The organism is Planctobacterium sp. R6 (assembly GCF_055755215.1).
Genome location: NZ_JBVTQY010000007.1, coordinates 23,457 through 44,803 on the forward strand (window position 1 = coordinate 23,457; position 21,347 = coordinate 44,803).

At 49.4% G+C, this 21,347-nt stretch carries 18 protein-coding genes; 4 read left to right on the forward strand and 14 right to left on the reverse strand.

What is annotated here, in order from left to right; translation table 11 throughout:
• Window positions 1-254 precede the first annotated feature (254 nt).
• Genes folM through AC0J20_RS06585 form a run of 3 tightly spaced genes read left to right on the forward strand, consistent with a single transcriptional unit; the run spans window position 255 to window position 2,918 of the window.
• Window positions 255-974: a dihydromonapterin reductase gene (gene folM / locus AC0J20_RS06575; RefSeq protein ID WP_473021085.1), complete on the forward strand. Its 720-nt coding sequence runs from the start codon at window positions 255-257 to the stop codon at window positions 972-974.
• Window positions 975-1,034: 60 nt separating this feature from the next.
• Window positions 1,035-1,535, forward strand: a complete 501-nt coding sequence (locus AC0J20_RS06580) for a cyclic nucleotide-binding domain-containing protein (protein ID WP_229528478.1) — start codon at window positions 1,035-1,037, stop codon at window positions 1,533-1,535.
• A 42-nt stretch (window positions 1,536-1,577) separates the two neighbouring features.
• Window positions 1,578-2,918, forward strand: coding sequence for a M24 family metallopeptidase (locus tag AC0J20_RS06585; protein ID WP_473021086.1), 1,341 nt, complete (start codon window positions 1,578-1,580; stop codon window positions 2,916-2,918).
• A gap of 950 nt (window positions 2,919-3,868) precedes the next feature.
• On the opposite strand, the gene AC0J20_RS06590 is transcribed toward AC0J20_RS06585, so the two are convergent.
• The 13 genes from AC0J20_RS06590 to AC0J20_RS06650 all read right to left on the reverse strand — a co-directional run bounded on the left by AC0J20_RS06590 (window position 3,869) and on the right by AC0J20_RS06650 (window position 19,032).
• Window positions 3,869-5,941: a S8 family peptidase gene (locus tag AC0J20_RS06590; protein WP_473021087.1), complete on the reverse strand. Its 2,073-nt coding sequence runs from the start codon at window positions 5,939-5,941 to the stop codon at window positions 3,869-3,871.
• An 84-nt stretch (window positions 5,942-6,025) separates the two neighbouring features.
• Complete coding sequence (locus AC0J20_RS06595) at window positions 6,026-6,190, reverse strand: hypothetical protein (RefSeq protein WP_473021088.1); 165 nt, start codon at window positions 6,188-6,190, stop codon at window positions 6,026-6,028.
• Between the two features lie 105 nt (window positions 6,191-6,295).
• On the reverse strand, window positions 6,296-7,018 hold the full coding sequence (locus tag AC0J20_RS06600; protein WP_473021089.1) for a hypothetical protein: 723 nt from the start codon (window positions 7,016-7,018) through the stop codon (window positions 6,296-6,298).
• Window positions 7,015-7,608: a glycoside hydrolase family 25 protein gene (locus AC0J20_RS06605; protein WP_473021090.1), complete on the reverse strand. Its 594-nt coding sequence runs from the start codon at window positions 7,606-7,608 to the stop codon at window positions 7,015-7,017. The genes AC0J20_RS06600 and AC0J20_RS06605 overlap by 4 nt, the downstream gene beginning before the upstream one ends.
• 177 nt (window positions 7,609-7,785) lie before the next feature.
• Complete coding sequence (locus AC0J20_RS06610; protein WP_473021091.1) at window positions 7,786-10,149, reverse strand: hypothetical protein; 2,364 nt, start codon at window positions 10,147-10,149, stop codon at window positions 7,786-7,788.
• Between the two features lie 79 nt (window positions 10,150-10,228).
• On the reverse strand, window positions 10,229-11,194 hold the full coding sequence (locus tag AC0J20_RS06615; RefSeq protein ID WP_473021092.1) for a M56 family metallopeptidase: 966 nt from the start codon (window positions 11,192-11,194) through the stop codon (window positions 10,229-10,231).
• Entirely contained in the window at window positions 11,175-11,627 is a 453-nt protein-coding gene (locus AC0J20_RS06620) for a BlaI/MecI/CopY family transcriptional regulator (RefSeq protein ID WP_473021093.1), read from the reverse strand. Before AC0J20_RS06620 ends, AC0J20_RS06615 begins: the two co-directional genes overlap by 20 nt.
• A gap of 188 nt (window positions 11,628-11,815) precedes the next feature.
• On the reverse strand, window positions 11,816-13,819 hold the full coding sequence (locus AC0J20_RS06625) for a TonB-dependent receptor (RefSeq protein ID WP_473021094.1): 2,004 nt from the start codon (window positions 13,817-13,819) through the stop codon (window positions 11,816-11,818).
• A gap of 88 nt (window positions 13,820-13,907) precedes the next feature.
• Window positions 13,908-14,711 carry an ABC transporter ATP-binding protein gene (locus AC0J20_RS06630; protein WP_229528469.1) on the reverse strand — a complete coding sequence of 268 codons (804 nt, stop codon included), beginning with the start codon at window positions 14,709-14,711 and terminating at the stop codon, window positions 13,908-13,910.
• Window positions 14,708-15,568 (reverse strand): ABC transporter ATP-binding protein, encoded by an 861-nt coding sequence (locus AC0J20_RS06635; RefSeq protein WP_473021095.1) that lies wholly within the window; start codon window positions 15,566-15,568, stop codon window positions 14,708-14,710. Before AC0J20_RS06635 ends, AC0J20_RS06630 begins: the two co-directional genes overlap by 4 nt.
• Complete coding sequence (locus AC0J20_RS06640) at window positions 15,565-16,461, reverse strand: ABC transporter permease (protein ID WP_473021096.1); 897 nt, start codon at window positions 16,459-16,461, stop codon at window positions 15,565-15,567. The genes AC0J20_RS06635 and AC0J20_RS06640 overlap by 4 nt, the downstream gene beginning before the upstream one ends.
• The gene (locus tag AC0J20_RS06645; RefSeq protein WP_473021097.1) at window positions 16,448-17,416 is read right to left on the reverse strand and encodes an ABC transporter permease; all 969 of its coding nucleotides are present in this window, start codon (window positions 17,414-17,416) and stop codon (window positions 16,448-16,450) included. The genes AC0J20_RS06640 and AC0J20_RS06645 overlap by 14 nt, the downstream gene beginning before the upstream one ends.
• Window positions 17,416-19,032 carry an ABC transporter substrate-binding protein gene (locus AC0J20_RS06650; RefSeq protein ID WP_473021098.1) on the reverse strand — a complete coding sequence of 539 codons (1,617 nt, stop codon included), beginning with the start codon at window positions 19,030-19,032 and terminating at the stop codon, window positions 17,416-17,418. The genes AC0J20_RS06645 and AC0J20_RS06650 overlap by 1 nt, the downstream gene beginning before the upstream one ends.
• A gap of 84 nt (window positions 19,033-19,116) precedes the next feature.
• On the opposite strand from AC0J20_RS06650, the gene AC0J20_RS06655 reads away from it, so the two are divergent.
• Window positions 19,117-19,245, forward strand: a complete 129-nt coding sequence (locus tag AC0J20_RS06655) for a hypothetical protein (protein WP_473021099.1) — start codon at window positions 19,117-19,119, stop codon at window positions 19,243-19,245.
• A gap of 100 nt (window positions 19,246-19,345) precedes the next feature.
• Here the strand turns inward: AC0J20_RS06655 and AC0J20_RS06660 are convergent, their stop codons facing one another.
• Window positions 19,346-21,196 carry a S9 family peptidase gene (locus tag AC0J20_RS06660; protein WP_473021100.1) on the reverse strand — a complete coding sequence of 617 codons (1,851 nt, stop codon included), beginning with the start codon at window positions 21,194-21,196 and terminating at the stop codon, window positions 19,346-19,348.
• Between the last annotated feature and the right edge of the window lie 151 nt (window positions 21,197-21,347).

Here is a 21,347-nt window from a genome sequence, read left to right on the forward strand (position 1 = left end):
ATTCAGATAACCTTATAGCAACTTTATCGTCCCAGTAGCAGCCGGCCTGAATGCAATTGTGAAGGGGTTAACAACAATCCTTAACGCAACGACCATTTATCCTCTTTATAGACCGCTTAGCAATTTTCTTCCTGAGTTTTGAAGGATTTTTAGCAACCGTTGCCCGACAATCATTGTCAGGCGCAAACCTTGAAACAGCTATTTGCTGCGTTTTAAGCTATGCTACCCCACTAAAAACACACGTCTGATATTTCATGAATAACAATAATCCTGTCATTATCACCGGTGGTGCACAGCGCCTCGGTCTTGCAAGTGCCATCGCCCTAAATCAACAAGGTTTTAACGTGGTTATCACCTATCGCCAGGAACGCCCCTTGCTGGCCGAATTAAAACAGCAGGGCATTGACTGCCTGCAGGCGGACTTTTCCGACAATCAAGGTATTCAGAATTTCATCGAAACGATGCAGCAGCGTTACAGTCAGGTGCGGGCCATCATTCACAATGCATCGACCTGGGCTAAAGATCCTAACCCCTTCGAGCAGGACGCGGGTTCTGATGTTTTTGATGCCATGATGCAGGTGCATGTAAAAGCCCCGCTGTTAATCAACAAAGCGTTATCCCACCTGATTGAAGACCACGGCGATATCCTGCACATCACTGATCAGGTAGCCACCATCGGCAGCTACAAACACATGGCTTATGCTGCCTCTAAAGCCGCGCTGGAGAATCTGACCTTTTCCATGGCCCGTGATTTGGCACCGCGTGTAAAAGTGAATGCCATCGCTCCGGCGTTAATAAGATTTAATGATTGGGATGATGCTCAATATCGGGAAAAAGCCTTACAAAAATCCTTGTTGGGCATTGAACCGGGTGAAGCCTGCTTTACTGAAACTGTCTTGTATTTGCTGCACAATAATTACATCACCGGACGCGTGTTACCGCTGGATGGTGGCAGACACCTGAAACTGCCCTGACTTGCTTTTTAGTGGGGAATCGTTATAAATAAAGTCAGTTGAACTTTGCTGTAGTTGACAATGGAAAAAGCTAAGCTCGCCCGGATCCTGAGAAAAATTCCCCTGTTTAAAAAACTCAGTGATACTGAAATTGACCTGATTTTGGAGATGCCCAAAAGCTATGTCAGCTTCCATCAGGGGGAAATTATTATGGAAGAAGGCGAACGAGATGATGCCTTCTACATCTTAATGCACGGCAGAGTCTCTATCTGGCGCAATAAAGAAATTATTGCCACGGTAGCCCCTCCCAATTTTCTCGGCGAAGTAGGCTTTATTGTGGGCGCGCCCAGAGTTGCCACTGTCACGGCTGCGGATGACAACGTCGTTGCCATGAAAATAACCTCCTATCACTTTAATTGTTTGAATAGCCACATCCGCGAATGCATTAAAGATAAGATCATCGAAGGGCTGGTACTAAGGCTCAATCAAACCATAGACGCTGCCCGTAAAGACAGCACCTCGCCCAGCACCAGTTTTGATAAAGTCCTGGATGAAAAATATGCTCGCGGAGAAACCTGGTAGGTTTCTCCGCTTCGGTTACAACAATAACAACAAGGAATGCTCATGCTGAGATATATAACAATCGCACTTTTATTACTGCAACGCGCGGTTTTTGCCGGGGATCAGGGTCGTGAAATTACCGAGATGCCTGACGTATTGTCTTTTAAAGAACGTGTCGCCCCTGTCAATGCCATGGTCGCAGACCGACTGGAAAACCTGTTACCCAAATTAATGAATGATGCGGATCTGGATATGTGGTTGGTGATCAATCGCGAATACGGGGAAGACCGCCTGTTCTATACCCTGGTACCCCAGCCTACGTTTGCCGCCCGACGCACGACAATTCTGGTATTCCACCGCCAGCCTGATGGTTCGGTAGAGCGATTTAGTGTCAGCCGCTACCCTATCGGTGACCTGTACCCCACCGTATGGCAAGGAGGCAGTAAAGCACAACAATGGCAGCGACTCGCTGAGGTTATCGCTGAAAAAGATCCACAGCGTATCGGCATTAATATCAGTGAGCACTGGGCCTTATCAGATGGTCTCAGTGTAGGACTGCATCAACAGTTGCAACAAAGCTTACCCGAGAAATATCGTCAACGCCTGGTAAGCGCCGAAAAACTGGTTGTACGCTGGATGGAAACCCGCAGCGAAAAAGAAATTCAGGTCTACCCGCAGGTTGTCAGCATTGCCCGCGGCGTTATCGCGGAGGCGTTTTCCAACAAAGTCATCACGCCAGGCGTTACCACAACTGATGACGTTGCCTGGTATATCAGAGAACGCTTTGAAGCCTTACAGGTTCGCCCCTGGTTTCAGCCCTATGTGAATATCCAGCGCCGCGGCGATGCCACCCGTCAGGAAGATACCTACATGGGAAAATCCCCTGCTACCATTTTACCCGGTGACATACTGCATACTGATGTGGGGATTTGTTACTTACAGTTGTGTACGGACACCCAGGAGATGGCTTATGTTCTAAAGCTGGGAGAATTTGATGCCCCGGAAGGATTAAAACGCGCCCTGCAAGTGGGTATTCAGTGGCAAGATATTCTCACCAATGCCTTTAAAACAGGTAAAACCGGTAATCAGATTCTGGCGGACACGCACAAAATCAGCAAAGAGCAAGGCATTCTCAGCAGTACCTATACCCACCCTCTGGGCTTTGTGGGCCATGCTGCTGGCCCCACCATTGGCATGTGGGATAATCAGGGCGACACCCCGGTTCGCGGTGACTGGCCTTTGTATCCGAACACGGGTTATGCCATAGAGGGCAATATCAAAACCCAGGTGCCGGAATGGGACGATCAATGGGTACAGATCAAGCTGGAACAAAGTGCCCTGTTTGATGGCCAAACCGTCTGGTACCTGGCCGGCAGACAAACCCAATGGCATATTATCCGTTAGTTAGAATGGGTGATTATTTGCCTGATTGAATTCGAATTAGATACTTTAAAGAGAAAAGTATTTCACCTTAAATTTATTTGTTATTCGTCGGGTGTTAAACAAAAGCACAGTTCTGGGTCCCTTTTACGCGCAATAACCTGAGCAAACAGTTAAAACAAAGGTGATAGGAATCAGGGATTTAGCAAATGCCAATTTTACAGGAGCAAGAATCGGCCAGCCAAACGAAGGTGCTGGAGTTTCACAGCTTTATCAAATTGACAGTGCGGTGCTCTGATAAAGGTTTTTCTTAGGGGCGCTCCCCTAAAACCCCCGTTTGCCCATGGCGCGAGAAAACATAAGCCTCAAGTGCAGAACCAGAAGACCGTCAATGAAAGTACATCCGTGTACTTGCATCGACTTGGGCAACATCCTTGTTGCCAATCTTCAGGTTTACCTGCTCTTTCGGCTTATCTCGCGAATGGGCCTGAATTGACCGGACTTCGAACACGACAATGACTGGTTATTCAACAAAGTATTAATGGGCGTCATGATTAAATTTATGATTGAATTTGAATTAAATACTTTAAAGAGAAAAGTATTTCACCTTAAATTTATTTGTTATTCGTCGGGTGTTAAACAAAAGCACAGTTCTGGGTCCCTTTTACGCGCAATAACCTGAGCAATCAGAAAAACAACTAAGAGCTGCAACAGGGAAGTTGCAGCAATCAATGCCAGCACATGGATGTGCTGTCATTGATGGTCAGAGTTGTTCTGATTGCGAAGGTTATGCCATTGCGCGTCAAGGGCTGCGGAGGATTCTTAAGAAGTGTCGCAGACAACATTCCTTAAGGCGCAGTCGGCGCCCCGACAGATACATCTTCGAATCAAAAATATTCCTCAAAACTCAGCACTGCCTCGTTCTTCAGAATACCTTCAAATAAAAGAAAATAATGTAAGTTTTAAACTTTAACTCACAACTCTGAAGTGATGTCAGTGGTAATAGTAAACGGCGTTGCTACACTAATATACCCCGTAACACGCAAGGTGTAGGTACCAGCCGTATCAGTCCAGAACTGCAGGGTTTCCGGATTTTCCAGAGAAGCACTGGAAGCGACTTCTACGCCTTCAGGGTTGACCAGGAAGAAGTCCAGGTCAGCAACTCCGGTCCAGCTCAGGGTGGACGTCACACTCACATCATTTGCCGCGACCTCAAGTGGAAACTCCTGTACTTCAAGGTTTTCAGCCGACACTCCCATAGTACCGGTATCGCTTTGTTGTCTTTCAGTAAAGGTGACATCTGATGCCAGTAACGCACCATCAACATCCATGCGGTCAAACATAACCCGCTTGTTCAGTATACGCACTTCCAAATCATGGATACCGTCACCCAAATCATCAAATGCCACAGCCAGATCCTGTGGTGACGTGCCAGAAGCATCTGGGTGATACAAAGTTGCCGCACCCATTGAGCGCCCATCCGACAGTAATTCAATCGATGCTGGTTTGTCTGACGTTGCTAAAAAATGCAAACGCACTCTGTCGCCTCGCACTTTGGCGAAAATTGACGAATGATCATTGCGGGCCAGATTTACAGTGTCCTGAAATGCTGAAGCGTGACTCTTAGTACGCCACTTACCCACGTAGGCAAGGTTTGCATCGGCATTGTCTGCCTGAGTCCAGGTTCCCTGACTGGACCAGTCAGTATCGCCCTGTAAAAATGCCACTCGCTGTCCAGTGGTAACTTTAGCCAGATCGATTGCCGCTTTAACATCGATATACCCTGCCCCCACTTCATGCGGAGCATAGTTCATGGGTTCAGCGGTATCTTTCATAATTTGTTCTATCTGATCCGGTGACAAATCAGGGTTAACTTCTAACATCAGCGCCGCAACACCGGCGATGAAAGGAGTCGCCATCGAGGTACCACTGATAGTGTGATAGTAAGCCAGATACTCCGGATGGGACAAATCGATAACAGGTCCCTGGGCACCGATAACCGTATTAGGGGCCCGCGTAGAGGTGATGTTTTGGCCCGGCGCAGTAATGTCAGGCAATTTATACTGATGACCAGCAACACCACGACTGGAAAAATCTGCCAGTTGTTTGTCACTGGTTCCTGCGGCCACATTAATAACCCAGGGCGCCAGCGCATACTGGTTCAGGGTGTCATCATCCGGGCCGGAATTAGAAGCGGCAAAACTTACCACCATGCCATTTTTATAGGCTTCAAATGATGCCTGGTTAATCGGGTTGTTGGGGTCAAATTCGGCACCGTCACCACCTCCCCAACTATTGGTGATAATGTCTATATCAAGGCGTTCCTGATTGGCTATCGCATAATCGAAACCCAATAATGCATATAAAATTGAGCTCCCTTCACCGGCGCCCAGGCCCACGATACTCGCCCCTGGCGCAATGCCATCATGGTAATAGGCGCGGCGTTCATCGTTTACTGATACCACACCGGTTCCTGCAACGGTACCTGCAACATGGGTGCCGTGACCCGATGTAGTATCACTATTGGGCATGCCCTCCAAAAACGCATTGCGTCCACCCAGTAAATCAAGATCACCGATAATCTTAACGTTCTCTACGGTTTTGCTTTGGAACTCTAAATCAGGATGAGTAGCATCGACACCGGAATCCAGCACAGCAATTGTCACACCGCTGCCGTCAACACCATAATAATCGTGAACGTAATGCCCGCCGGTAATTTCACCAGAGGTATAATTGCTGTATTGCAAAGCAGCATTGCTATAAATACTGCTTACCTGAGGATTATTCAGCAAATCCTGCAATTGCAGTTTGCTAACCCTGGCATTCGCCATTGGCAGGGCTTGCAATGCCAGATAAGGCACTCCAAGCTGCTGTAAGGTGCTATCGATATTTTGTTGTTGCTCGAAAGACACAATAACGTCGAAGGGTCCCGTCAGGGATTGCAGTTCCTGCGTTAACTTAGGCCCCAGCAGTGCATCAGCGTTGGCATTTGCCGTTGGAATAAGGCCCGAGGCAAGAACAGCAAGTGACAAAATTGTAGGTTTCATTATTATTCTCCGATAGGGAAGTTGTTTTACCTATCCAGAGTGACAATATCTGCAACAAAACAAAATAGGGGTTTCCACCCAGAACTAAGAACTTTCTCGGTGTAAATGCTCCTGTTGAAACTGTGTCATAGCTCCCTGTATGCCAAGTGTTACCGCGTGATATTGCCTTTCCAGGCTGTCCGTTAGTTTACGCAGTAAAAACAGATTGAAGGCCAACAGTAGCCCCGGAATAATAATTAATGTAAACAACAGGTGCGCCGCCGATTTCATAACGGTATGAGAACTGGTCTGTACCTTATGTGGTAATTTGCTAACCAACGCTTTGTGTAAAAAATGGACGCCAGATTTACCCTGTTATTTTAAGTCACTTTGCGCTGCCTGACTGGATTGGCCGCTCAGCTCATCAGCAAATTGCTTGAAATACTGGTGGTTTGACTGAAAACCCAAGGCACTATCCATAACTCGTGTGGCTGAGGCACTCAAATGAATACTGTAAGGTAAAGCGATATGACTCACCAGGAACAGGACCAACAGCGTTCTGATCCCCTGTCTGGCCAGTACTGAATGCAATACCTGATGTCGAAACAGCCCGGCAAACAACCAAATAAATAATGCCCATAACAGTGCATGAAACAAAACAGGGGCAATATACTTCGATAACAGCGCAATGATTTCCAGTGCGCCTACTGCCGCCATTGCCCACAACAGGTAGCTTTTCCCTTGCTCCAGTACCTGACTAAGGTTGTTTAACAACTCCCCAACCTGCACGTTGACATCCACGATAAAGTCAACGCCAAACTGACTACTGGCAGCCACATCCACCAGGGCGCTCAACCCCAGCATTGCACTGTAATCCGCCAACAGTTTTGTTTCCAGATAGGCCAAATAGCTCGCATTGGCTGCCACCAGATCATGCTGGTTAAACGCCTCCGACACCCCTGAAAACCAACCCAGGTTCAGCCCCAGTAACCACACAAACAGCACACCAACAATCAGCAACAAATAACGTTGAGCAGTCAGCCAGGTTGCAACCTGTGTTGTCATTTTGTTCAGAACATCTGCCTTGAAATCACTCATTCCTGCTCCGCCTTATAGTCACACATTAACGTTGCCAGGCCACCATCGTCCAGCAGCTTATCAAGATCCACATCGCCTTTGATGCCGGGGATTTTCCCCTTGTCACTGTACTGCCACAGTTTCAGGTTTTTGACCTCTGCCGGTGGTGTCATCGTGGCGCTGTAATCCGCCAACCAAAAATCATAATCGTTGAAGTCCGGACCGATATTGGCTTCCCAAAAATCCTTGTAGGAATAAATGATGGCGTCGCACCCGGTAGCTTGTTTTATTTTTGTCAAAAACTGCCGAAGCCCGGCCTGTATTATGTCACTGCTTTGGTTTCGGGTGATTTCTACATCGACCATGGGCCGTAACGATAGTGAATGACCTCGAATACTGGTTAAAAAGTTATCGGCCTGTTTCAGGGCATCATCTTCTGGTTCAAAAAAGTGATAAGGACCGGCAGGCAAATGCAGGCTGTTGAGTGCCGCAATATTCGTGCTGAACATCGGGTCCTGCCAGGTAATACCATCAGATGCTTTGTGATAGACAAAGGCCACCTGAGTTGTAGCTACCTTAGTCCAGTCAATACTGCCTTGATCGTGAGACACATCAATCCCCTGCACCTGCTCCTGAGCAAAGGATGAAAACAGCCCCTGCCCACCTGTGGATGGTGATGCGGAAAACTACAACGGCCGCGCCAACAACAGGTAGGCAACAACCAGACAAACCAATAGGGTAAATAAAATGGTGGTGAGCTTGGTAACATTAAGCTTGTTCATATCACCTCAGTTTTCTTTTTCTGTTTTGAAAAAATAGTTATCTGCTAACAAATTAACATTGTGGTTGATTTGTTCATCTAATAAACACCTGGAATCCTGCGAAAGCCACCAGCCTACCGGCGGATCTTCACTGCTCTGACAGGAAGAGGGCGATTTGCTAAATTCAAACAACAATAACTCTGCAGCGTCGCTGTTAATCGACTGACTGAAATGACGTAAGGTCGGCACCTGTTGGAATTGGTTGCGGTAAGCCGTATCCAGTTCAGCCAACGCGACATAAGAATGTCCACCTCTGGCCTGCAATAAGCTCTGTAACGGTGCACTGATTTCGTTCATGGCAGCACTGCGATATTTGGCAATTTCCAGAGGTGCCCGGACACCATCCTCAACGGTTTCGGCATAAGGGCTTTGCGGGTTCACCAGCCCCAACTCATTTGGATAAAACGGGTCATTTTTAAACACCAAAATTTGCGGTACATAGACAACATCCGGATTGCTGCTACTGATGGTTTTACTCAATTGCGTCAACACCTGACGCGCTGTTTTCGCGCCAAAATTATCGAAATAACCGGCATCAGCCGTGTGAATTTTATATTGCCACGGCATGTCGGCTCTGAGACTTCCCGCCGGTGTAACGTACGGAAATCTGGCAGAGTTAACTGCCGCTGTAATCAGAGGTATATCGCGGATTGGAGCAGAACGGGGCCCCTTAACGTCTGTCTCGACATACATTTGTGCCTGCAGTTTTTGTAAATCCAGCGCCCCCGGGAATGCCAAATCATCGAAATTAAATGGCACAGTCAGAGACATCGCTCCCAGCTCCTGTAAATAACTGGAAGCCAATACCAACGGCCGCCAAATCCCGGACGAACCCTTGATGCAGTGGTAATAGCTGTAATAGCCCAGTGCTAAGAATGACTCAGACGCTGCGCTATTTTCCGCAAGCGGACAGCCTGAGGCATTTGCGCCAAACGTATTTTGATGAGCCAGTTCGAAGCTGCGTTCCAGATGGAAAGCACGGTCGTCCTGAAACACCCCATAGGGCACAAAGCGATACAAAAAATCATTGTGCAAAAACGACGTTACTAGCGGTGACAGGAAGTCCTGAGACAGAAACGATTTTTGCATGCAGGCTGGCAAATTCGGCCACTGCTGACACTGAGATAAATCATGGGCTTGCGCGTCAAACCCGGCGTGGTAATCCAGACCAGCCAGATAGGCGGTATTCCCCACGGTGCCTCCGGACGCCCCTGTCATGGCAAAAACATTAGAATGGAAACCAGGATATCGCTGTTCAATCAGGCTCAGGGTGACAGCTGACCAATACGCCGCTCGTAAGCCTCCGCCCTGATTAACCACTATGTACACCGGTACATAGGTTATGCCCTGCACCGTCTTGCGGATACGTGGCTGTGCCGTTTTAAAATCACTGAAAGCATCAGCAAATGACGCATAGGGTTTGAAGCGCCTTTGGTCCTCACAACGGCTGATATCATCCTGGGCAGAATAACGGCAATCTCCAGACAAGGTGCGAAATGCATGATTATCAGTTTTACCACTCAGGGATACCAAAAACGCCGTAGCAATGATCAAGGTCACCACCGGATAGGGCGGTTTCATCACCAGAAAGGTTTTGTGCTCTGGTGAAGCCAGTGAGGTTGATTTAAAGGCCCAATATATGCCATAGGACAAGCCTTTTAACAGCACATTCAGCCCCGGAGCCAGTACATAGTAAGTCACCAGGACACAACCCAACAGCATGTTGCTCAGGCCCCAAAATATAATGGCTAAACCTTCAAAATAACGTACGTATACATCGATTGCGAACACCGCTAACGCAGATGGAACAAGAAAGCACAGGGCAATTACACCATGCCAGAAATGTGGCTGACCAAACAGCTTTAATATGGCGTGTTGCCGGTAGCGTTTCACCCAGGGAACACGCAACCACACAAACAGCATAAACAACACACTCTGCAGCGCAGACAGCAGAGCCACGCCATACGCTCTGTGCTGCACAGCCAGTGCCGCCAGCAAAAACAAAAAGCACAGCGGAATAAGTCTGGGGATCCACTCCCCGGCCCGGGTCCCCAAAGTACCGCGCTCTGAAGGGGTGTGAAATGGCGAATCCACGCGTCGCAATATCCAGCGACTACTCCACCACATCACCAGAGAAAAATACGCAATCGCAACGGCAAAGCTGAGCAAGGCCCCGGGTTGTTGATCTGTCTGGTTAATCATGTCTTGTAGTTGCGGCACTTTAAACAGTGCAATACCCATAGCAATGGATAAAAACAGTTGAATCGATAAAGCCCCTGACACACGAAAAATGTGTTCTCTGGCATTGAGGTGTACGGTTGGCGTCGACATGAATTCAGCCCGGTGGTCCATCAGAATTCAAGTTTAGGTAAATTTTTTAGTAAAGCAAAGCGCGAAATTTTCGTACCGGCTAAGTGGCTATCCATTCCAGTAGCGGGTGGCCGAGATGCACGGTGGCCACCACACAGCTCAACCAAACAGCACTGATAAACAGACGTGAAGCCCAGATTGCCCCTGAATTATCAGTGTTTCCTGGCGTCTGGCTGGCTTTGTCGATCATTTTGATTCGACAGTTGTAGTGCTCAACATTGTGTGAGAATTGACGCTTGTCAGTAACATCACGACATTTTTGCAACGCCTGCTTCAGGGTTTGCCCACCATCGTTCTGCGGCTGAATTGCCAAGGCCACCTGATCACAAACCTGTTCCGTGATATCCGCCAAATCCTGACGAATTCGGCTGCGCAGGCCTTTCGGCCAGACAATAGTTGCCCAATGGATAAGCCATTTTCGCAAGTTATCCTTGCGCCTGGCGTGAGCCTGTTCGTGAGCAATAACAAGCTGCAGTTCGTCTTTGCTGAGCCGGTCAAAAAGCCCGCGGGAGATAAAAATTTTTGGTTGCAGCAAGCCGGTACACCATGCAAAGGGGTTGTTGCTGTCCAGCACCTTGTATGCCGCCGGCGTTGGCTCTGCCAGTCGATTCAACAAGTTAAACCGGCTTCGGTTGGCATACAACTGACGCGCAATATAAGTACAGGCGATAATGAATACCCCCACAAACACCGAAATTTTAGTGATCACCTGGAGCGTCATTCCGGTCATCTGCAATCGGTGGGGATGGCAATCAAGACCGTGACAATGTTCAGCCACCAGGAAAGAAGAAAATTGCGGTAGCGACAACAGCAAAATCGCAACCAGTGCAGAAACCGGCGCCAGAAGCCCATAAACAAAGACACTAAAAGCACTCTGCTCCGGTGTTATCTTTGCAAGCAGGCGCACCAAAACAGGATATGCATATGCCGTTATCCATGAAAGCAGAACAAAAAAAACCACCAGGCTACTCAGGTGGTACAGAATATTAAGCAGTGGCACTGTCATCGGGGGATTCTGGCGAGGCAGGTGTGACCAGGTCGTGTTCCGTTGTTGCTGTGCCCTGGGATTTTTCGCTGCAAAAATCAGAAAAGCCAGACAGCAAAGGCGTTACATCACCATCGCATATCTGCTCAGTGATATCTCCCAGTAGCTGACTGATGATCTGGCTGCGGCTAACCGCCGCCCGGTAAACAAAAAATCGTCCGGTTTTCTCCCGGTATAACAAGTTCTTTCGGTACAGACGTTCTAAGGTGCTTTGCATGGTACTTAAACTCAACTCGCTATCGGTGCTGCGACACAACACCTCTTTAGCGGAAAGCTGCTCACCTTGCCAAACTATCTTCATTACCTCCAGCTCCCGCTCACCCAGTGCGGGGGCTTTAGGACTGGGTGATAACTGACCTAATAATCGTCCCAGTTTGTACGTTAAACCATTCACAAAGATTTACCTGTTACTATCCATACTCACGATATTCTGCCTGCCAGACACAGGCCCGTTTACCGACTGCAACAGTACCACGGTCAGGAATAACTACAATGGGAATGCCCTCTCTGATGGAGAAAAACCAGAGGAAATGCAGGCGTCTCCCGAAAAAAGGAACGCCCGACCTGCATTTTCCGGCGGCGTTACATTTTGATTGTCACACCAACACCAAGATTACGCCCTGCCGCAGGTGCAAAGTTACCACTGTCGCCATACCAGACGGCTTCCGCATAAGTTTCATCCAACAGGTTATTAACCTGAGCATATAATTTTACCGCGCCATCATGATCAAAGTGATAAAACATGGTCATGTCTACAACATCAAAACCGGCGTAACTTTGGCTGTTGTCACCTGTTAAAAAATACTCACCGGTGGAACGCCACGCAATGCTGCCCCCCAAACCAACCGATGGCGAGTAACTGGCTTTCAGGGTTGCGGTATATTGCGGTACGCTGGTGATTTCGTTGCCGGGATTGGCGCCTTTTTTAATTTCGCTATCAAACACCCCCAACAGGCCAAGAAACTCCAGTTCCTCAGTTAAACTGTAACGCACTTCCGCTTCCAGACCACTGCGCTGAGTTTCGCCAAAGTTAACAGTTTCGCCACCTATCTGCTGATACTCACCATCTGAATCCAGTCGGAAAGCCGCCAGGTCCAGGCTCAGTTGTTTTAAGGGGGTGCCATAGATACCTATTTCGTATTGCAGATAGTCAATCGGGTCCACCTGAATACTGGCGTCATATTTTGCTTCACCGGCGGGCAACGCAAAACCATTGGCGACACTTCCCCTAACTTGCCAGTCCGTTGATAGCGCATAGCGCATTCCCAGTTTCGGGCTGAAGTGAGCATAGTCCTGCATCGTCGAGCTCAACCCGGTAATCCTGTCCAGTGCTTCGCCATCAAAATGATCGAACCGGCCGCCAATGGTGGTGGTGAACCGCTCGGTCACCGCCAGATCCAGTTGCCCAAACAACGACGTAGTTTCGGTGGTCAGCTCCCGATTTTGGGTCACCTCACCGCGCACCCGATCCTTGCTGTTATAGCGAGCCGCATCAGTGGTTTCATCCAGATATTCCAGGCCGACCACCCAGGAAGCCGCCTTGCCCAATACCGGCGAATCGCCATTCAGACTCACTCCCAATGCCATGCCATCCCGGCTGTAATTTCGCTCAGTCTGCCCCTGTTCAGTGTAACTAAATTTGGCAAAGCGCACCGAGTCCTGGTGAACGCCGTAACCATAGGCCAGCAACCGGATATCGTCCGTTAACATGGTGTTGTAATCAACCCGATAGGAAATAAAATCTCTGTCGCCACCATCATTTTCTGCCGTAGGTGCGCGCCCTTTGCGCCCTGCTTCCCCACTGTAGAACTGTTCTTCAGTGACGTAACCGGGAGAGTTGAAATGACCGTGATGATGGCGAACCGACAACGCGATATCTGAATGATTGGCAATTTCATAGGCTATCCGGCCGGTTGCATTGATTTTGGTGTAATCCTGATGTTCACGATAACCGCTACTGTCATAGGCCTGCAGCGCAAAGTTGGTGGATATCCGCTCAACCTCCTGACCTAAAGCAAACTGGGTATTTACCGTATCATACGCACCAACAAACAAATCAGCTTCCTGATACTCACCCCCTTTCCGTGTCTCAAAAGCCAGGGTGCCGGCACGCGCAAAGTTACCATACAGTGGCGATACCGGACCTTTGAAGACACTGATTGTTTCCAACTCAATCGGCATAATTACATTGGTATCAGCAAAGCCGTCGCCATGAGAGCCCCCCTCATTGAGGGAAATACCATCTATGTATACCGCAGCGTCACTGCCATGGCCGCCCTCAGCAAACCCGCGTATCTGAAAAGCACTGGCTACGCCTCCCTGGGCAAACGCACCGGTGCTCATGGTCATACCCGCCGTTTCTTCAATCGCCCTGAGTACATCACTGATATTGCGCTGCTCTAATTGCTCGCGATAAACAGTATTGACGGTAAACGACTGATTAGACTCTTCCATAGCCTCACCGGTGACGGTGATTTTTTCCAGTGCTTTGTCTTTGGGTTGCTCATCGGCCCATGCAGATGCCTGGCTAAGAGAAAACAGTGCAGCAATGCAACTGACGGACACTAAACGCTTGTTAGTTCGCATAGGGTTGAAACCTTAAAATCGTAGAATAAAATTGAATGTGATTAAGTTGCTTAGATGAATGACTAAACTGACCCGGAAGCACTGGCATTTACTGTCCCACACCTTCCAGATAATGGTTTGCTGCAAGCAGTTTTTGCGTGTACGGGTGCGTGGCATTTGACAGTAGCGTCTGACAATTTCCCCGTTCAACAATCTCCCCCTGACGCATAACCAGCAGCTTATCGCACAGTTGATTGACCGCTGCGAGATCATGAGAAATAAACAAAATTGCCAGCTTGTAGCGCTGCTGCAACTGCCTTAGCAGGGTCAGCACCTGAGCCTGAACCGTTTTATCCAGAGCCGATACCGCTTCGTCGCAAAGCAACAGTTTGGGCTGAACACTCAACGCCCGGGCAATACAGACTCGCTGTCGCTCGCCACCACTTAACTGATGCGGATACGCATGTAATAAACGCGCTGGCAGTCCCACATCCTCCAGGGCCCGAACCGCCACAGTGGTTCGCTCTTTTTGCGACAGTGACTTAAAATTAACCAGTGGTTCGACGATGGCGGCATCAATTCGTTGTAAAGGATTAAGTGCTGTATAGGGGTTCTGAAATACCATCTGCATGGTTTGTCGCATACGCCGTAATTGCTGTGCCCGACAGGCATGGATATTTGCCCCCTTGAGCAACACCTGGCCACTATCCGGCTGCTCCAGTCCGATGATCATGCGCGCCAGAGTGCTTTTTCCCGAGCCGCTTTCTCCCACCAGCCCCACAACATCGCCCTCAGCAAGGCTAAGAGAAACCTGATTAACAGCCCGGACATTGTGACGCTTGCCTGAAAACATCCCCCCCAGGCTATGGTAAACCCGGCTGACAGCTTCAACGTTAAGCAATGGTGTGCTCATGACTGCACCTCTTCGGTGTTAGCCTGATACAAAGATTCGCCGGCGGATATGGATGGGTATTTTGTCAACCTGGGTACTGCATTTATCAATGCCCGGGTGTAATCATGTTGTGGATTTTCCAGTACAGACCGGGTCGGCCCTTGCTCCAGTATTTCACCCTGATACATCACCAATATACGATCCGCCAGACGGGCGATTAAATTCAGATCATGACTAATCACCAACATGGCCAATTGCCGCTGTTTTTGCACCCTGCCCATCCAACGCACCAGCTCAGCCTGAGCCACGACATCTAATGAGGCTGTCGGTTCATCTGCTAATAACAAGGAGGGTTGCAGCGACATCGCCAGTGCCAGCGCCGCTCGTTGACACATGCCACCGCTTAGCTCAAACGCGTAGTGATGAAATACTTCATCAGGACGTGGCATACCCACATCAGACAACGCCTTTATCGCGGCTGTCTTTGCCTGCGCTTTACTCAGCGCTTTGTGCCAACACAGCGACTCCAACATTTGCTCACCAATGGTTGTCACCGGATTAAAGCTGGATTCCGGAGACTGGAAAAGCATACCGATACGACTGCCTCTGACGGCACGCCACTGAGCGGAGTCATAAGCCAACACATTGTCAGCAGAAAATTCAATACTGCCACTAATGGCACTGTTGTCGCTATCCAACAAGCCTAAGATGGCCTGGGCAACCGTGCTTTTCCCGCTGCCACTTTCCCCGACCAATCCCACCACTTCAGCGCAGCCGATATCACAGGAAAGATTGCGCACAGCCTTCACGGCACCGGGTCCTGCGCCGTAAGTCACTGACAATTCATTGATAGACAGTAGTGGTGTTTTTACCGTCATAGGCCGGCCCGCCGCTTTGGGTCCACAATATCCCGCAAACCATCCCCCACCAGATTAATGCTGGCGACGGTAAAGACAATCATTAAACCGGGGAACAATACCATCCACCAGGCACCACCCAGCAGGCTGCTCATGCCGTTACCCAACAAGTTTCCCCAACTGGGTAAGGTAGAAGGCACACCAAGGTTTAAAAAACTCAGAGTAGACTCAATCAGTACCGCCTGCCCGACACCCACAGTGACCACCACCAGCAACGGTGCAGCGGCATTGGGCAACAAATGCGTTATGGCCAGACGAAACTGTGAGGCCCCACCCACCAACGCCGCTGAAATATAATCGGCGGCCATCAACCGGCGACACTCGGTGCGCATCAGACGCGCAGTTCCCATCCAGCTGGCAAGGCCAATCACAGCAATCACCTTCAGTACACTGGATTCTCCGAAAGCCTGGGCCACGATCACCAGCAATAACACAGGTATCGATAACAGGGTATCCAGAAACTGCATCATGATGCGATCCAGCCACACCGGTCCCATACCGGCCACAAAACCATAAAGGCAGCCGAGTACTGTAGCAAACAGTGTGGCGATTATCGCCACACTGAGGGACACCTGTGCGCCTTCCAATAATCGTGCGAGTAAGTCACGCCCGAGTTGATCGGTGCCTAACCAGTGAGACCAGGAAGGCACAGCAAAAATCGCAGACAAATCAGGCTCATCAGCACCATAAGGTACCAGCAATGGCCCCAACACAGCGGCGATTGCAATGATCAATAAACCGGGCAGTCCCACTCTGGTCATAGGGTGACGCAGAAACGATCGCAACAATGCCGTTTTTTGGTGATAGCGGAAATATTCGGGAACCTGCCCCTTGTCAGTGCTAAGCGCGTCCATATTGCCGCCTTATTTTCGGGTTTAACCAGGCCACCAGCAGATCGGCAATGAGATTGCCAAGAATCACCATAACACCGGTAACTAACACTGCCGCCATCAGCACTGTGTAATTTTTTCCAATCGCCGATTTGAGAAATAACTGCCCGATACCCGGCCAGGAAAAAACCCATTCCACGACAAACGTGCCACCCACCAGTAACGGCAACGAAACACCACACCAGGTAATAAAAGGAGTCAGCGCATTGGGTAACTCATAGCGCCACAACAAGATTCGACGAGGTAAGCCACGCGCAACGGCTGCGCGATAGTAATCGGAAGACAATACGTCACGCACACTACCCCGCACCAGTCGAATATAGGGGCCCGCATGCGCCAGAATGATGGTTAACACCGGTAACACTAAATGTAGCAAGCGCGTTTGCCAGGTGTCAGGTTGACCCAGTGTCACCATCCCCGAAGAAGGCAACCAGTCCAGCTCCACAGAAAAAAGTAAAATGAATAACAACGCAAGCCAGAAAGCTGGTGTCGCAAAACTGATATGCGACAGGCCACTCACCGCGTAATCCACCGGCGATTGCGCCCAGCGGCCAGCCACATAGCCCATCAGCAGTGATATCAATACAATGCCTGTACCTGCAATACCGATTAACAGGCCGGTATTCAGCGTCGCAACCCAGATGACCTCACTGACTGCGCGACCATCTTTGATGGAATAGCCCCAATCTCCGGTCAGCACATTGCTCAGCCAGGTCAGATATTGGGTATACAAGGGCTCGTTTAATCCCAGGTTTCCGGCAACCCGTTCAAAATCGGTGGCGCTCATAAACTCACGGCCGCCCACCAGACTGGCTACCGGTGAACCGGGTGCCGCCTTCATCACGATAAAGGCCAACAGGCTGATGAGCAGTAATTGCGGAATCGCAGATCCAAAGCGCAACGCCAGGTAACGCAGCATCAGCTGTCATCCGCCTGCACAGCTTCATGGCGATATTGCCACTTTTCTATATTCCAGAGCGGCGAAGTGCCGTGCCCAAAAACCTTCTTTTGAAATCCTTGCAGGCCTTTGCGAATACCGTACACCTGTTCTAAATAAACCAGATAATTATAAGCAGGGTTTTCGATTAGCTCGCGCTGCAACTGCTGGTAAATCTCCACCCGTTGTTGTTCTGCAAGAGCACTGCGCCCCAGCGCCAACAAAGCATCAACCTGTGGATTTTGATAACCGCTGTAATTGCTGCCTGCATCCAGCATATGAGAAGAGAAAAAACGGTATAAATCGTCATCCGGATCGCCAGGCAAGCCGCCCCCTAAAATTAAGGCCTGGGTCATGGGGATACTGATCACCGACCAGTCCTTTACATCCACCATGACATGAATACCCACGCGGCGAAGTTGACTGGCCAACAAGGTCGCCAGATCCACACGCACCGGATCACTGACCGGCGCCGTCAAAATAAACGAAAACACCTGGCCATCTTTATGCATCAGATTATCTTCACCGCGCTGCCATCCGGCGGCATTTAACAGTTTTTCAGCTTGCCCGATATTGTTGTCGTGTTTTAACAGTTGCGCTTTACTGACCGACATACGATTAAATTGCAATGGTCCGTATGCAGCCTCACCGTAGCCCAACAATGCCCCTTTGACTAATGCCTCCCGGTCAGTAGCAAACTGAATTGCCTGACGCACCCGGACATCTTCAAACAACGGATCACGATGATTAAACATCATCACCCGATAATCAGCTGAAGGCGTGGTTTCGATGCGAAACACATCATCCTCCCGTACCGCCGCCACTTGTTTGGGCGTCAGCGGGGCAATGTCTATCTCGCCTTTTTTTAGTTGTATCAGGCGAACATTAGGATCAGGCAAAAACTTGTAAATAACTCGTTCAAAGGCTGGCGCGCCATCGTAGAAGTCATCGTTGGCTACCAGCTCAAGATATTCACCAGGTTTGCGAGAGCTGAACTTGTATGGGCCGGTACCCACAGGTTGATCGAAGTTAAAAGGATCAGTATTAAAATCTTTGCCTTGCAGCTTGTGTTTGGGGATCATGCCTATTTTGAGTCTGCCCGGCAGCGGGGCTAATGGCTGGCTGAGATGGATTTTTACCGTGAGCGCATCAATGACTTCAACCCGGTTTATTTCCTCTACTTCCTTGCGCAAGCCACTATGATTGTTGGGATTTTGAATGCTTTCAATGGTGAACTTCACATCCTCAGCCGTAAAGGCCACACCATCGTGCCATTTAATCCCCTGGCGCAAGCTGATGAGATAGACTTTACCGTCATCCGATACCGACCAGGATTCAGCCATATCCGGTACCAACTTATTATCCAGGTCCAGCCTGAATAATCCACGGAACATGGATTTATCAGAGTCGGCATGCTGATGGCCCGCCACCGGATTCAACCATTCCGGTTCACTGGCACGTGCCACAATAAGTGTGGTTTTTGTTGCAACAGCTGACGTCTGCTCAGGGACAGGCTTACCGCACGCTGCCAGCAGGGTGCAAAGCAACACCATTAAACTCAACAAATTCAGTTTAGAAAGACCAGAAAAAGTACTCACCTTGCGTCACTCTCGCTTCTGCACCAATGGCAGCCTGTTTAAAATTACCTCAAGCCTTCGCACCTTCAAACGATGTGCAAATTGATGTGGGTATTATTCCTGATTGCTATTATTCAACAGGTGGTGAATACCGAGAACAGCTCGGCTTTTAGCAAATGGCTGGCAGGTGGAATTGAGCGCATCCTGTGGTTGCGTTGCTGCTGCTCCGGTTAGGATTAGTTACGCCATTAACACTGTGCCTGAGCACGGTGTTAATGACTGTTCAGTTTAAGGTTTCTGGAAAAAAGTGAGCTGGTTAACAGCGCAACACGCTCTACGGATTCTGCAACCAGCGCGCCATCCACGCTTCTAACCGGCGATACATATCCACCCGGTTTTCCGGGTTGCGAAAACGGTGCGGTTCACCGGGATAGCTGTGAGCTTCAAAGACTTTGTTGTGTTGTTCCAGCGCTTTGGTGGCGCTTAAAAACTGCTCAAAAGGCGCAATTGTGTCGCTTTCGCCATGCATCAGCAAAATCGGGGTTTTCACAGCATGGAGTCTGTTTATGGTGTTGCTGATGGCATAATGTTCAGGCTGTGCATCGGGCACACCACTGTGGCCATGTTCGATAAACAGGCGAATCATGCGGTTTTTATTATTGTAGGCGGCGGCAAAATCATAAATACCTGCCATTGGTACCGCCGCATCAAAGGCCTCCGGCGCCCTGGCAACAGCGGCTAAACTGGTAATGCCACCATAGCTGTAACCGTAAATCCCCACCTTGCCATTTGACCAGGATTGAGCCCGAATAAAATCAGCTGCCGCGGCGGCGTCTAACGCCTGGGTGTTGGCCCAGTCATTGGTGGACAAATCTTGATAGGTGCGGCCAAATCCCGAACCACCGCGATAATTTACCGCGATCACTACATATCCCAGCTGCGCCAGTCGTTGTTCCACCAGATTGAGTCCGTTGTAATAAGAATGCGTGCCTCCCCCGTGAACCTGCACTATGCTCGGGTATTGCTTGTCTTGAGTAAAACCTGGTGGGTGGAACACAAAGCCCTGAATATAAGTGCCATCATTGCTTTTGTAACTGATCTCCTGCGGTTCAACCAACCCCTGCCAGGCGGTTGAAAAATGCGTTACGCGGCGGCTGTTACCCCCGATTGATGCCTGTAAATCCAGCTCCTTGCCTCGCGTAGGTGTTGAGCGCACCAGAGCAAATTGCTCACCATTCGCGCTCATGTCCCAGTCATGTAGCAATCCACCCCCATGGGTAATTCGCGTTGCCACACCTCCGACGCTGGGCACAGTCCACAACTCCACTTCACCACGACTGTGATTGGGGAAAAACAAGTGCTTACCTGACTTGCTCCATTTCGGGGAACCCGGCTCCCGGGCCGTCACCTGCTTAGACAGCAATCGGGTGTTTTTGGCTGTAAGATCAACGATAAAAATATCCGCCAGTTCGGTGTACCAGTAATCGGATTTTAAGGTGCCGTAGATGGCAATTTGAGAGCCATCGGGTGACCAGGCTGGCTCACCTCGCCCGGTAACGTCCTGAGTTAACCTCGACTGTTTTTTGCCAGCCACTTCCACCAGCCACAAATCATCTGACCAATACTCAGCCTGATTAGAAAAGTAGGCTACGTATTTACTGTCCGGCGACCAGCTAAAACCAAACCGCAGCTCATCAGTGGGCATTGATTCTGATGTCAACTGCACAGCCGTCCCACTGCCATCAGTCGGGACAAGCCAGAGATCCTGAAACCCCGAGCGATTACTGGCAAACACTATCCATTTTCCATCCGGCGATGGCTTGGGTGAGCGAATATCCGTCCAGTTCTGTGTTAACTGAGTGGTCTTATTTGATTCAATATCGATTGACCAGAGATCACTGTTCGACAGATAAATAACACTTTTACCATCCGGCATCCACGCCGCCGATGCTCCCTTTGTCAAAAAGCGTTCACTGCCATCGAGACCGACAATGTACAAACCACTTTGTGTCGGATTTACCACCTGCGTTAACAGCTGCGTGCCATCGGGGGAGAAAATCGCGGAAAACACACCATCGTGTCCGGTCCCTCTGCACACATTGGCTGCACAGGCTTCATCCCATGAAAAGGTTGGATGAAAATCACTGGCGTTAGCCTGAAAAATAACGTTGAGTGCGATGCTCATAAACCCAACGCATAGGCGCCTTGAGAAAAACCGAAACTGCTGCATTTGACTGTACCTCTTGTCGTTAACCTGAAGGGGGTTGATTACCAACAGCATGATATAGAAGCCACTTCACTTATGCCAGGTTTGTGCTAACTCAAAAAAACTGCAC

Excerpts from the sequence above, each read along its gene's own strand:
- folM (WP_473021085.1), top strand. The coding sequence starts at position 255 with ATGAATAACAATAATCCTGTCATTATCACCGGTGGTGCACAGCGCCTC.
- AC0J20_RS06580 (WP_229528478.1), top strand. The coding sequence starts at position 1,035 with ATGGAAAAAGCTAAGCTCGCCCGGATCCTGAGAAAAATTCCCCTGTTT.
- AC0J20_RS06585 (WP_473021086.1), top strand. The coding sequence starts at position 1,578 with ATGCTGAGATATATAACAATCGCACTTTTATTACTGCAACGCGCGGTT.
- AC0J20_RS06590 (WP_473021087.1), bottom strand. The coding sequence starts at position 5,941 with ATGAAACCTACAATTTTGTCACTTGCTGTTCTTGCCTCGGGCCTTATT.
- AC0J20_RS06600 (WP_473021089.1), bottom strand. The coding sequence starts at position 7,018 with ATGAGTGATTTCAAGGCAGATGTTCTGAACAAAATGACAACACAGGTT.
- AC0J20_RS06610 (WP_473021091.1), bottom strand. The coding sequence starts at position 10,149 with ATGTCGACGCCAACCGTACACCTCAATGCCAGAGAACACATTTTTCGT.
- AC0J20_RS06615 (WP_473021092.1), bottom strand. The coding sequence starts at position 11,194 with ATGACAGTGCCACTGCTTAATATTCTGTACCACCTGAGTAGCCTGGTG.
- AC0J20_RS06625 (WP_473021094.1), bottom strand. The coding sequence starts at position 13,819 with ATGCGAACTAACAAGCGTTTAGTGTCCGTCAGTTGCATTGCTGCACTG.
- AC0J20_RS06630 (WP_229528469.1), bottom strand. The coding sequence starts at position 14,711 with ATGAGCACACCATTGCTTAACGTTGAAGCTGTCAGCCGGGTTTACCAT.
- AC0J20_RS06635 (WP_473021095.1), bottom strand. The coding sequence starts at position 15,568 with ATGACGGTAAAAACACCACTACTGTCTATCAATGAATTGTCAGTGACT.
- AC0J20_RS06640 (WP_473021096.1), bottom strand. The coding sequence starts at position 16,461 with ATGGACGCGCTTAGCACTGACAAGGGGCAGGTTCCCGAATATTTCCGC.
- AC0J20_RS06645 (WP_473021097.1), bottom strand. The coding sequence starts at position 17,416 with ATGCTGCGTTACCTGGCGTTGCGCTTTGGATCTGCGATTCCGCAATTA.
- AC0J20_RS06655 (WP_473021099.1), top strand. The coding sequence starts at position 19,117 with ATGTGGGTATTATTCCTGATTGCTATTATTCAACAGGTGGTGAATACC.
- AC0J20_RS06660 (WP_473021100.1), bottom strand. The coding sequence starts at position 21,196 with ATGAGCATCGCACTCAACGTTATTTTTCAGGCTAACGCCAGTGATTTT.